The organism is Ephemeroptericola cinctiostellae, assembly GCF_003339525.1.
Taxonomy (GTDB): Bacteria; Pseudomonadota; Gammaproteobacteria; order Burkholderiales; family Burkholderiaceae; genus Hydromonas; species Hydromonas cinctiostellae.
Map to the genome: position 1 here is coordinate 604837 of NZ_CP031124.1, position 12411 is coordinate 617247.

At 50.2% G+C, this 12411-nt stretch carries 13 protein-coding genes; 7 read left to right on the plus strand and 6 right to left on the minus strand.

The features are described from left to right. Window positions 1-61 precede the first annotated feature (61 nt). A complete protein-coding gene (locus DTO96_RS02895) occupies window positions 62-649 on the minus strand; it encodes a malonic semialdehyde reductase (protein ID WP_114562128.1) in 588 nt (195 codons plus the stop codon). A 94-nt stretch (window positions 650-743) separates the two neighbouring features. After that, the gene (queG, locus tag DTO96_RS02900; protein WP_114562129.1) at window positions 744-1907 is read right to left on the minus strand and encodes a tRNA epoxyqueuosine(34) reductase QueG; all 1164 of its coding nucleotides are present in this window, start codon (window positions 1905-1907) and stop codon (window positions 744-746) included. Window positions 1908-1940: 33 nt separating this feature from the next. On the opposite strand from queG, the gene tsaE reads away from it, so the two are divergent. Further along, a complete protein-coding gene (gene tsaE, locus DTO96_RS02905; RefSeq protein ID WP_225972544.1) occupies window positions 1941-2465 on the plus strand; it encodes a tRNA (adenosine(37)-N6)-threonylcarbamoyltransferase complex ATPase subunit type 1 TsaE in 525 nt (174 codons plus the stop codon). Between the two features lie 19 nt (window positions 2466-2484). Here the strand turns inward: tsaE and DTO96_RS02910 are convergent, their stop codons facing one another. Further along, window positions 2485-3096 (minus strand): M15 family metallopeptidase, encoded by a 612-nt coding sequence (locus tag DTO96_RS02910; protein WP_114562130.1) that lies wholly within the window; start codon window positions 3094-3096, stop codon window positions 2485-2487. Window positions 3097-3422: 326 nt separating this feature from the next. Here DTO96_RS02910 and DTO96_RS02915 point away from each other — a divergent pair, with 326 nt between their 5' ends. Together DTO96_RS02915 and DTO96_RS02920 are read left to right on the plus strand one after the other, a co-directional pair. Beyond that, window positions 3423-4700, plus strand: a complete 1278-nt coding sequence (locus tag DTO96_RS02915; RefSeq protein WP_114562131.1) for an aspartate kinase — start codon at window positions 3423-3425, stop codon at window positions 4698-4700. A gap of 366 nt (window positions 4701-5066) precedes the next feature. Beyond that, the gene (locus DTO96_RS02920) at window positions 5067-6317 is read left to right on the plus strand and encodes an MFS transporter (RefSeq protein ID WP_114562132.1); all 1251 of its coding nucleotides are present in this window, start codon (window positions 5067-5069) and stop codon (window positions 6315-6317) included. Between the two features lie 83 nt (window positions 6318-6400). Here the strand turns inward: DTO96_RS02920 and DTO96_RS02925 are convergent, their stop codons facing one another. Both DTO96_RS02925 and rsmI read right to left on the minus strand, forming a co-directional pair. Next, the gene (locus DTO96_RS02925; protein WP_225972545.1) at window positions 6401-7492 is read right to left on the minus strand and encodes an MBL fold metallo-hydrolase; all 1092 of its coding nucleotides are present in this window, start codon (window positions 7490-7492) and stop codon (window positions 6401-6403) included. 108 nt (window positions 7493-7600) lie between these two features. Continuing rightward, complete coding sequence (rsmI, locus tag DTO96_RS02930) at window positions 7601-8500, minus strand: 16S rRNA (cytidine(1402)-2'-O)-methyltransferase (protein ID WP_114562134.1); 900 nt, start codon at window positions 8498-8500, stop codon at window positions 7601-7603. Between the two features lie 277 nt (window positions 8501-8777). Between rsmI and DTO96_RS02935 the strand changes: the two genes are divergently transcribed. Both DTO96_RS02935 and DTO96_RS02940 read left to right on the plus strand, forming a co-directional pair. After that, on the plus strand, window positions 8778-9221 hold the full coding sequence (locus DTO96_RS02935) for a YraN family protein (RefSeq protein WP_114562135.1): 444 nt from the start codon (window positions 8778-8780) through the stop codon (window positions 9219-9221). An 83-nt stretch (window positions 9222-9304) separates the two neighbouring features. Continuing rightward, window positions 9305-9814, plus strand: coding sequence for a TlpA family protein disulfide reductase (locus DTO96_RS02940; RefSeq protein ID WP_114562136.1), 510 nt, complete (start codon window positions 9305-9307; stop codon window positions 9812-9814). A gap of 74 nt (window positions 9815-9888) precedes the next feature. On the opposite strand, the gene DTO96_RS02945 is transcribed toward DTO96_RS02940, so the two are convergent. Further along, on the minus strand, window positions 9889-10314 hold the full coding sequence (locus DTO96_RS02945) for an Lrp/AsnC family transcriptional regulator (RefSeq protein WP_114562137.1): 426 nt from the start codon (window positions 10312-10314) through the stop codon (window positions 9889-9891). A 181-nt stretch (window positions 10315-10495) separates the two neighbouring features. On the opposite strand from DTO96_RS02945, the gene DTO96_RS02950 reads away from it, so the two are divergent. Beyond that, complete coding sequence (locus DTO96_RS02950) at window positions 10496-11569, plus strand: histone deacetylase family protein (protein WP_114563896.1); 1074 nt, start codon at window positions 10496-10498, stop codon at window positions 11567-11569. Beyond that, entirely contained in the window at window positions 11566-12216 is a 651-nt protein-coding gene (locus DTO96_RS02955; protein ID WP_114562138.1) for a YitT family protein, read from the plus strand. Before DTO96_RS02950 ends, DTO96_RS02955 begins: the two co-directional genes overlap by 4 nt. Window positions 12217-12411 lie beyond the last annotated feature (195 nt).

Sequence of the window (12411 nt, forward strand, 5' to 3'; positions counted from 1 at the left end):
AGCAACGTGAAGCACCTGTTTAACGTAGGTTTAGTCGAGGTTTAACGGGTGTTTGCTGTGGTTACAGAATTTGTGCGGCTTCATCAAAGCTCAAGCGTGGGCTGCGTGGGTAATTGCCCGATGCATCGCCGTGGCCGATGTTGATGAGGAAATTTGATTTGAAGCGGCCATCAGGGAAAAACTCTTTATCCACTGCGGTGTTGTCAAAACCACTCATTGCGCCTGCATCCAAGCCCAAAGCACGCACTGCCATGATGAAATAGGCACCCGTCAATGAACCATTGCGGAAGGCTGTGGTTTCGGTCATGGCTGGGTTGGCATCGAACATGCCTTTGACGTCCATCGCGGGGAACAGCGTTGGCAGGTGTTCTTGGAAGTTGCTGTCGTACGCTACGATGACCGTCACAGGTGCAGCCATTGACTTGGCTTGATTGCCTTCCATCATCAGGGGAATCAAACGTTTTTTGGCTTCTTCTGAACGCACAAACACAAAGCGGGCGGGTGAGGCGTTGAATGCTGTTGGTGCCATTTTCGCCAAATCATAAATGGCTTGCAGTTGCTCGTCGCTCAAGGCTTGGTCGGTGAACTTGTTGAAGGTGCGGGCATTGTTAAATAATTGGTCGAGCGCGGCTGGAGATAGTGCGGTCATGAAGGGGCCTCTTTTGTTATGGTCGATGGGATTGATTCTTTTCGGTTACAAACGCATCACTTTAAGATGTGTGTGAATTGTAAGATTAAAGTGCTTATTCATCCAGCTTATTTTTGAAAAGGTCTGTTTCAAAATCAACATGCTGGGTACATTGAAAATCAATTTGAGTCAATTGAGCCAATGACCAGCTTGCTTGTTCGGCGAGGATGGGGTTGTCGTGCGAGGTGAAGGCTTGTAATGCAGCGAGATGAGTGGGTCGGGGGTCTGCATTGCCCAATGCGAGTAAAATATTGCGTTGCCACTGAGCATGGCCAATGCGGTACGCAGCAGAACCTGCCATATTGGATTTGAACGTGGCCTCATCCCAGTGCAACAATGTGAGTAAATCCACATCGTTGAGCGAATGACGGGCGGCAAAGTCAGACAAAGCAGATTTTTGGGCGAATTTGTTCCAAGGGCAGGCGAGTTGGCAATCATCACAACCATAAATGCGATTGCCAATGGCTTTGCGAAATTCGTGCGGAATCTCGCCTTTGTGCTCAATCGTCAAATACGAAATGCAACGGCGTGCATCCACGCGGTAGGGCGCGACAATCGCTTGCGTGGGGCAGATGTCGATGCATGCGGTGCATTGTCCGCAATGTGCAGTGGTGGGCTGATCAATCGCCAAATCCAAGTTGACATACAATTCGCCCAGAAAAAACATCGAGCCATGCGTGCGATTTAACAGCAGTGTGTGTTTGCCGCGCCAACCGAGTGCGGTCTGTTGGGCGATTTCGACTTCGGGTACGGGGGCAGAATCGGAAAAAGCCCGATAAGTCAAAGGCGTGGGGGCAATTTTTGCTTCGATGGCGGTGGCCAGCTTTTGCAATGTGTTGCGTACCACCTTGTGGTAATCGCGCCCCAGTGCGTAGCGTGACACGTAGGCTTGATCACCATTGTCAATGGTCTGCCATGCTTCCTTTTGCCACTCGTCTGACAGCCCCGTCGCGAGATACGGCATGGCCACGCTGATGATGCTCAGCGTGCCGGGCACCAGCAGTTCAGGTGAGAATCGCGCATCGATGTTGCGCGTCATGTAATCCATTGTGCCGTGAAATTGATCGGCCAACCACGCCAAATGCCCTGCTTTCGCAGTGGATAAGTCGGGCTGGCTGATGCCAACATGGGCAAAGCCCAGCGTGCGTGCTTCCGCTTTTATCCATGTGGATAAATCAGCGGCTGCGGTACAATGGTGGTTCTGGGCGGGCATGTTCATGCCGCCATCATACCGAAAAACGAATTGATTTTTATGAACGAAATCACAACAGATGTCACCATGCCCTCCGATTTACAACTAAACCTGGTCAACGAAGCCGCCACCGCTGAGCTTGCACAACGGCTTGCGCAACAGGTGCGTGCAGGCGATGTGATTTTTTTGCAAGGCGAACTGGGCGCAGGGAAAACCACTTTCACACGACACTTTGCCCGTGCATTGGGCATCGAAGGGCGCATCAAAAGCCCCACTTATACCTTGGTTGAAAGCTACACCCTGAATGCGGGTACGCATGATGCAACCACACTGCATCATTTCGACTTGTATCGCCTTGGCGATCCGCGCGAATGGTATTCAGCGGGTTTCGATGAATACTTGAATGACCGCACCATTGCTTTGATTGAATGGCCGAGCCAAGCCGCGGGTGCATTGCCTGCACCGACGTTCTCGTTGACATTCGAACATGCGGATGATTTGACCGATGTGGATGTGGAGTCGTTTGATGGGGTGCGGCGGGTGAGGGTCGCGGGTACTGTGAATCGGCTTTCATCACTTGGGTGATGTGATCAAATCCGCTAGTTTAACTCGCTTCCAGTGCGAGAAACTCATCGTCTAGCACGCAGTAGTTTTGCCAGCCCGCATAATCAAAATGCCACCATTCATGCGGGTGCGCTGAAAAGCCATGGGCGAGCATGGTGGTTTGCAGTAAAGCGCGCATGGCATTTTGAGATTCAGTCCCACCTGTGTAGCTCAGGTGGGATTTTTCGTTGAATTCATCGTATGCGCTGGGCATTTCGATTTCTGTCCCTGTTTTTAAATCGTATAAACTCAAATCAATCGCGCAGCCTCGGTTGTGGCGTGAGCCTTCGCGTGGGTCGGCCAAATACAGGTGATCATTAGGGAAGTGCTCCCAAAAATAGGCGGTGATGTGCCATGGACGATACGCATCGAAAACGCGCAAACCGAATCCGTGTGGGTGTAAGTCTGCGCTGACCGCGAGTAAGGCTTGAGCGGCATCGTGCATGAGGAATGCCCGTGCTTGTGGGTAAATCACCTGTCCTGTGAAGTTGTCGGTACTCGCGTATTTGATGTCAAAAGTGATGTTGGCGGTGTGTTCGTGGCTGAAAGTCATCAAGTCGATGAGCTGAGCGGGCATCAACTTGGATTCGTGGGGGCGTGTGTATGTGGTCATGTTGTTATTTTATCGTCATTCTGAATCAAATTATATGCAATTGATGTTTAGCCTCGATGTCTGTTGGGGTTTGCATGTGGTTTTGGTCTGAATAAAAGCATGAAAAATTGATTTACATGCGCATTTTTATGGGGACGCAATACGATGCGTTGAAAAAGTGATGTTAAATGCTGCAACTGCATGAATTTATGAAAAAAATCGTGCGTAAGCACTGTAAAAACTTGAGTTTTTGCGCTGCATCATGTATTTTTATGGGTTCAAGAGAGTGCAAGTTTTGGCGAAAAAAGAGGCGTTTTGCTTTTTTTGGAAACAGATAAGGAAAAATAATGGCTTTAGTGGTGCATAAATACGGCGGCACGTCGATGGGCTCGGTTGAGCGCATTCAGAACGTTGCTAAACGCGTTGCGAAATGGGTTAAGGCAGGTCATCAAGTGGTGGTGGTGCCATCGGCAATGTCGGGTGAAACCAATCGTTTGTTGGGCTTGGCGAAAGAAATCAATCCAGATGCAGGCGACATGAGCCCGCGTGAATTGGATGCGATTGCTTCTACGGGTGAGCAAGTGTCGGTGGGCTTGTTGTCGATTGCTTTACAAGCGATCGGTCAGGATGCGGTGAGCTACGCAGGTTGGCAAGTGCCGATCAGAACCAACAGCGCATTCACCAAAGCACGCATTGAGTCGATTGATGACAAACGCATTCGTGCCGATTTGGATGCGGGTCGCGTGGTGATCATCACGGGTTTTCAAGGCGTGGATGCGAACAACAACATCACGACGCTCGGTCGTGGTGGTTCAGACACCTCAGCAGTGGCGGTGGCCGCAGCGATTAAAGCCGATGAATGTTTAATTTACACCGACGTGGATGGCGTGTACACCACTGACCCTCGCGTTGAGCCGAACGCACGTCGCTTGGATAAAGTCACGTTTGAAGAAATGTTGGAAATGGCGAGCTTGGGCTCGAAAATTTTGCAAATCCGTTCGGTTGAATTCGCAGGTAAATACCGCGTCAAAACCCGCGTGTTGTCAAGCCTGACACCGCATGATTTGGACATTAATATTGAAGCCCATTCTGGCACATTGATTACTTTTGAGGAAGACGAAACCATGGAACAAGCCATCATCTCTGGCATCGCGTTCAGCCGCGACGAAGCAAAAATCACTTTGATGCAAGTGCCTGACACCCCAGGTGTGGCCTTTAAAATCTTAGGCCCAATCGCTAAAGCCAACATTGATGTGGACATGATCATCCAAAATCAAAGCACCAATGGCACAACCGATTTTTCATTCACGGTGGGACGTGGTGAGTTGAAAAAGGCGATGGAGGTGTTGGAAACTGAAGTCAAGCCTGCGGTTGGTGCGCAACAAGTCATCGGCGATGCGAATGTGTGTAAAGTGTCTGCTGTCGGTATCGGCATGCGTTCGCATGTGGGTGTGGCCAGTTTGATGTTTGAAACTTTGGCCAAGTCGGGTGTGAACATTCAAATGATTTCGACCTCTGAAATCAAGATTTCTGTGGTGATTGATGACAAATACTTGGAATTGGCTGTGCGCGAATTGCATAAAGTGTTTGATTTGGAACAAGAGGCGCAAGTTGAGTCTGTTTAAGCGGCTCTGAACTGTGTAAAAACGCCTCGGATCATCGAGGCGTTTTTTATTTGTGAGCTGGTGATACACGGCTGATGATATACAATGGATTGCGAAAGTCGAATTCGCACTGCGCTGATTTGAATTCAGATGTTTTGAGCGGTGATTCTCATCACAATCATGTGCAAAATGCAAAATGCAAAATGCAAAATGCAAAATGCAAAATGCAAAATGCAAAATGAAACATCGGATTACTCACAAATTTCGCCATGCCAATGTCATCAGGCCAATATCATCAGGCCATTGACTGGTTGATGATGGCCTGGGTTTGGCCTTGGTTCGCTTTTGGTTTTTTTTGATTGACCTTTATCTTTTCTGATTGCCCCCATGAAAACACAAGATTTTATTCGCCAAGTACCTTTCCTTGCATGGGTGTTGATGCTCGCAACTTTGGCTTTTGGTCTGTTTGGTAATTTTTTAGGCAGTTTGACGCCTGAGTTGTCAAGCGACTTGAATTTGTCACCAAAAGACATTGGCCATTTGATGATGGCGGTCAGCACAGGTGGCGCGGTGGGGGCCTTTTTGGGCGGAGACATTGCCCATCGGTTTCGTGCCGCACCATTGATGTTGACTTATTTTGGCATCATCGCGTTGAGTGTCTTGGGCATTGTGTTTGCACCGACATTTTTTTGGATTTGTGCGTGTTATTTCGTTTATTCGGTAACCAGTACGGCGGTTTTTACGCTGGCGCACAGCATCATGACGATGCTTAATTTAGGCAGTGAGTTGCGCCCACGGTTGTTGGCATTGATCGATGTGGGGTTTAGTGTGGGGGCAACGCTGTCGCCGTTGTGGGTGACGCTGTTCTTGGTGGCCTTTGATGAATGGCGAGCGCCAATTGCTTTGTTTTTTATCCCTTTGTGTGTGATTGTGTTGCTGTTGACGCGTCCACAATCACGTGCCACTTTGGCGAATTTGACCCCTGCATCTGACCCGATGGATGTGCCGGTGTCAACCACCGCAGAGGCTGCGAGCGTGACACAGAAAATCAGTGCCAGTTATTTGGATTTGATTCGCGCCCCTTGGGCGAAATGGGCGTGGATTTGCGGTGTGTTGATTGGTTTTGTGGAGTGGGGGCAGACCTATTGGTTTGTGATTTACGCTTCGACAGACCGTGGGTTGATTGCAAATACGGCTCGGGTGGCATTGGCTGCATTCACGGGTGGGATGTTGAGTGTTCGAATTTGGCAGGCATTTTTTCACAGCCATGTGTCAAATGAACGGCGTTTGAAATGGTTGGGGGTATTGGGCAGCGTGATGTTTATGGCGTTGGCGCTCATGCCGAAACAGATGGATGCATGGCTGGTGTACGTGGTCAATTATCTCGGTGGGGTCGGGATTGGGGTGGTGTTTCCATTGTTGTTGAGCCAATTGATTGATCGCGCACCAGAGAGCACATCGAAGTTGTCTGCCTTGTTGATGCTGACGATTTTGTTGGGTTTACAATGTGCGGGTGTGGTGGTGGGTTATTTGTCGACACATGTGAATGTGCATGTGGGTTATGCGATGATCGCATTGGCCATGGTGGGCTTCACGGCGGGTGTGTGGCGCTTGTTTGCACGTCAATCGAGCCGATGACCTTCAACCTCTAGCTCATTTTATCTGCTGAACGGTTATAAAAATTAAAAGCCCCACATTGTGGGGCTTTTAATTTTTAGGGTTTATTGGATGCTTTCCCACCACGGGTTGTTCACATAGTCGCCATTGAGGGGCATGGCTTTGCCCAAAGTGGGGGTGAAAAGGGTTTGATGGTGTTGTTGGGCGGCGGCGGTGAGTCGCTGAATGGGTTCATCCCAGTTGTGCAAGGACAGCACAAATTTGCCCCAATGCACGGGCATTAACACGCGCGCGTTCAAATCTTGCGCGGCTTGCACGGTTTCTTCAGGCATCATGTGGATGAATGCCCATGCGGGGTTGTATTGACCCGATTCGAGTAAGGCGAGGTCGAATGGGCCGTACTGCTCTCCAATGGCTTTGAAGTGAGGGCCGTAACCTGAGTCGCCGCCGAGGTATAGCTTGTGTGTTGTGCTTTTAAGCACATATGATGCCCATAACGTTGTGTTGCGCCCAAATGCGCGGCCTGAAAAGTGGCGGGCAGGCGTTGCGGTGATGGTGTGATCACCAATGACGAGGCTTTCATGCCAATTCAGCTCGGTGATGATGTCGGCATCATAGCCCCAAAACCGCAGGTGTTCACCACAGCCGAGTGGCGTGATGACTTGCTTGACTTTGGGTTTGAGCTTTTTGACGGTGTCGTAATCGAGGTGGTCGTAATGGTCGTGGGTGATGAGCAGCAGATCAATGGGTGGTAAATCATCCACGCTGTAGATGTCGGTGCCTGTAAAACTGTTGATAAGGAAGGGCAGTGGTGCGGAGTGTCCTGCCATCACCGGGTCAACCAGAATGGTGAAGCCATTGAGTGTCAATAAATACGATGAGTGACCGAACCACACAATGCTTGGGGCTTGCTGGAGCAGGCTATGCAAATTGATTTTTTCACTCGGGATGGCGGCTGGTGGTTTGCGGTGTGTATTGCTCGGATGGATGAGTTCACGGATGAGTTTGCTGTACGAAAAATCCCCTGTTTGTGCTGGGGTGTCGATTTCATTTTGAAACACGCCCACCTGAAACTGACCTGAGTGAGCGCGTGCCTGCATGTGCGTGGGCGATGGTTTACGGCCGAACTCAAACCATAAGGTTCGAGCAAGGCAAGCCATTCCGATGAGGGTGGCCAATAGGAATAATGTGTGCATGGTGTTTTAATTTGTTTTGGTTTTTAGGGGCCAGCACGTGACGCATGGTTGTGTGTTGATGTGCACTGGTGGTTTTAAAAGCCATTAAAACACAATATCACCCTTTAATTATGAAGAGACGGTGTTGTTTTTGAGTGCCAAGGCATGGCTGTAAACGTCGTTTTTTGATGCTTGCGTGAGTTTGACCGTTAATGCGACGGCTTGTTTGAGGGGCAGCTCTTCAAGTAAAGCCTGTAAAGTGGTGTGCCATGCTGGGGTATCTGCATGGATCTCTTCACTCGGCGCACTGAGGATGAGCACATATTCACCACGTGCGGCTGGAGCTGTGGTGAGCCAGTCGGGGGCATCTTGGAGGACAAGGGTGAGCACGTTTTCATGCAGCTTGCTGAGCTCTTTGGCCACCGTTAACCGACGCGTGGGGAACAGTTCGGCCATCGTGGTGATGGTTTCATGCAATCGATGTGGTGCTTCGTAAAAAACCAAGTTGGTGGGTGTGCGCGCCAATGCGGTCAATGCGTGTGCGCGTGCCATGGCTTTGTTGGGCAAAAATCCAATGAACTGGAAACCGCCATCCAAGCCTGCTGCACTCATTGCGGTGACGGCGGCACTGGCACCTGCAATCGGCATCACCCGCACACCCGCTGCATGGGCGGCGGCCACTACGCGTGCACCAGGGTCTGATATGGCGGGCGTGCCCGCATCGGTGATGAGGGCGATGCGCTCGCCGTTGCGCAAGCGTTCGATTAAACCTGTTGCGGCTTCAGCTTCGTTGTGGTCATGCACGGCAATCAAAGGCTTGCTGATGCCGTATTGCGCCAATAACGGTTTGCTGTGGCGCGTGTCTTCGCAGGCGATGGCATCGGCCAATTGCAGGGCGTATAAGGCGCGAATGCTGATGTCGGCGATGTTGCCAATCGGCGTGGCGACCACATACAGGGTGTGGCGTGGCCATTGTTGCGTGTGGGCGTTTTGCCACAGAGGTTCGAGGGCAGTTGAGGTAAAATCCATGTCAGGGTCAATGTCGCAGTAAAGGAAATATGGAGCAGGAGTGCATCCATTTTTTTCCGAGTCTTAAGTTAAAATTTCTGTCAGGCGAACCTGACAAAAATTAAGATCAAATCAATAGGCTTTGAGCCCATCATTGTAGGGCCAGCACACCCGTCTGTTGTGTTTCAAGGGATGGTTTTGCTCGGCACTTTTAATCGTTTAATTGCAGATTAATTTAAGCCGCACTTTAGCACGAATGGCGTGTGCTGACGGTGCGAACAACAGAACAGAGGTCAATATGTGGGCATGGTTAAAAGGCGGTGCACCATCATCGACCACGAAATCCGTGGTTGAATCAACTGCCCTGCGCACTTACAGCCCGCAAGCCGCACGTCAAAAAGAGGGGGCACGAGCGGAGTTGTTGGCACAACAGCATTTGCTTGGTTGTGGCTTGAAGCCTGTGAAGGCCAACGTGGCCTGTGCACAGGGAGAAATTGACCTCATCATGCTGGATGGTGACACCCTTGTGTTCATTGAAGTGCGTTGGCGAAAAAGTACGGCGTATGGCGGTGCGGCCGTGTCGGTCACGCCACATAAACTGGCGAAACTCATGCGCGCGTGCGAAATGTTTTTGCAGCATGAACCCGCGTGGCGTGACAGCCCGTGCCGAATTGATGTGCTTGCATTGCAAGGTGATTTAAAAGCCCCCTCGATTGAGTGGCTGAAAAACGTCACTGTCTAAGTGTTTCCTGTGGAGCGGTTAGGTGCAAATGCGCTGCATGCGATATAATCACACCATTCAATTTTTGTATTTCTGGAGCAGATATGGCATTCCCCATCAAATGGCTCATCGCCGCAGGCATTGCTGCCGTGGTTGGTGTGACCGCTTATAAAAACATGGCCTCGACGGGGGCTGAGATGAGTGCTTTAAACATCACCACCATCGATCAGAAGCAAGTCGATTTTGCCGCGCTGCAATCACAAGGCAAGGTCACTGTGGTCAATTTTTGGGCCACCAGTTGTTCAACGTGCATGAAGGAAATGCCGCACATGGTGCAGATGTACAATGAATTGAAGCCCAAAGGTTTGGAGTATGTGGGCATCGCGATGGCATACGACAATCCCGAGTACATCAAAAACTATGTCAATGAGAAAAAACTACCATTCAACATTGCCTGGGATCAGAGTGGTGCATTGGCCGCTAAATTCGGCAACATTCTGGGTACACCCACCACGTTTGTCATTGATAAACAAGGAAAAATCATCAAACAATATGTTGGTGAGCCCAATTGGGATGAAATCTATGCTGTGATCAATAAAGCGATCGCGGTTTAAACGCCGATGGCATTGTTTGCTTAGACGTTCAATTGAAACATCAAAAATCGCCGATAGGCGATTTTTTTACGCCCTTATTTTTTGTAGCTCGCCAACAGCAAAGTGGTTTCCGTGTTGAGCACAGCGGGTAATTTTCGGATGGTCAGCAGCAGGTCATTCAATGCGGCCAAATGATCGGTGCGCACGTTCAACACCAGATCCCAACGGCCGTTGGTGCCGTGAATTTCAAGCACGTTGGGGTAGCCTCGCAGGCGCTCAATCAGTTTTTCTTCGTGCTGCCCATTGATGGAAAGAAAGACCAAGGCGTTCACATCGGCTTGCGCCGTCGTCGGTTTGAGTGTCACGGTGTAACCTGTAATCAATCCTGAGCTTTCCAGCCGTTCCAGTCGATTTTGAATGGTGGTGCGGGAGACATTCAATTTCTTGGCCAAGGTGGTCAGTGGCGTGCGTGCATTAATGCGCAACAGGGCAATGAGGTTTTTGTCGGTGTCGTTGAGCATGATGTGGTCGATTTGTATAAAAAGGGTGTGAATATGACCATTTTATTGTAAATAATGGCGGGTTTGTCATCTGTTTTTTTGAACACTTTCACAGGATAATGATTTCTCTGTGGCGCGTGTGCGTGTCACAGTATTGAGCCATTGCGAGCATGCTTCGGTATGCCTTTTTTTGAAAGCCACCATGAAAATTTTCTTCAACGAACTTCATTCCACCCACAGCGCCCGACAAGAAATTTATCGCGGCAAGATGGTGCCTGCTTTTGAAACGCCTGCACGTCAATCGGCCATTGAGCAGGCATTGAAAGCACGCGGTTTGGGTGAGTTGTTGACGCCCATGCAATGCGATGATGCTTTATTGACGCGTGTGCATGACCGTGACTATTTAAATTTTCTGGAAGGCGCATGGGCGGAGTGGATTGCGCTTGATCCCGCCAATGCGGACACAGAGGCTTTTCCTGCGGTGTGGCCGATTCGGACTTTGCGCACGGACATTGTGCCCGATAATTTTTGCGCAAAGTTAGGTCGTTACAGCATGGACAGCGGCAGTCCGTTGACGTCTGGGACGTGGCGTGCCGCACGGCGTGGGGCCGACTGTGCCGCCGCTGCAGCGCGTGTGGTTCATGCGGGCGAGCCAATCGCCGTTGCGCTTGCCCGCCCGCCTGGGCACCATGCAGGCGCAGATTTTTTTGGTGGTTATTGTTTCATTAATCACGCCGCCGTTGCCGCGCAACAGCTGCGTGATTTGGGGGCGGCACATGTGACGATTTTGGATGTGGATTATCACCACGGCAATGGCACACAAGCCATTTTTTATGAGCGCGATGATGTGACTTTTATCAGCATTCATGGTGACCCACGCACAGAATATCCGTTTTACCTTGGGCATGCCGACGAGCAGGGCGCGGGAGCGGGTGAAGGGTTTAATTTGAACCTGCCGTTGAAGCATGGCAGCGGTCCTGACGTTTGGTTCGAGGCGCTGGATCGTGCGTGCGATGCGATTCGAGCGTCTGGGTGTGATGCACTGGTGGTTTCTCTTGGGTTGGATACTTTTGCCGATGACCCCGTGTCCAGCAGTGCAGGTTTTGCTGGTTTTGGTTTGCGTGCACCTGAATTTGCCCAAATGGGGCGAGTGTTGGCGGCACTGAACATCCCAACAGTGGTGGTGTTTGAAGGTGGCTATGCCAGTGAGGCGTTGGGGGATAATTTTGTCGAGGTGTTGCGCGCATGGCAAGTCGAGGGAGGGCTGACGGCATGAGCGATCACATGACACCCGACCCATCAACCTCAGCCACACCTCAGCCTGCCGATGAAATGAAACACAGTTTGTTTGAAGATGCTTTGGCGATTGTGCATGCGACCCTGTTCATTGCGTTGGGCATCACCTTGTATAAACACGTCGGTTTACTGACAGGCGGTACGGTGGGTGTTGCATTTCAAATCCATTATTTGTCAGGCTTTGATTTCAGTACGATTTTTTTCGTTCTCAATTTGCCGTTTTATTGGATTGCATGGCACAAGATGGGGCGTGAGTTCACGGTTAAAACCTTTTGTGCTGTGGCTTTGCTGTCGTTGTGGACGCGATGGATGCCCGACTGGTTGGAGTTGAAACATGTTGATCCCGTTTTCGCAGCCATCATTGGCGGCTTATTGATTGGTGGCGGTTTTTTATTCATGATTCGACATAAAGCCAGCTTGGGTGGTGTGGGCATCCTTGCATTTTATTTGCAACAAACACGCGGTTGGCGTGCAGGCAAGCTGCAAATGGGCTTTGATGTGTGCATCATCGCATTGTCGTTTTTAATTGCACCCGAGCAGCTGGTCATGTACTCGATTTTAGGTGCGGTGACCATGAACCTTGTGTTGGCTGTTAACCATCGGCAAGGGCGATATTTGGGCATGTGAGGTTGAAGAGCGAACGGAGTCACAAAGATGGCGGTTGATTGATGCGTGTTGTGGTGGGCGCTCATGCATGTGGTTTATTTGCATATGCGTAAACCCAATGTTGCGTTGTTTTCCACATTGGTGATATTTGTTGTATTTTTCGTTGGGTTGATGTACTTAAGTATAGTATTATTAGTATTGAATATATCTCATTGA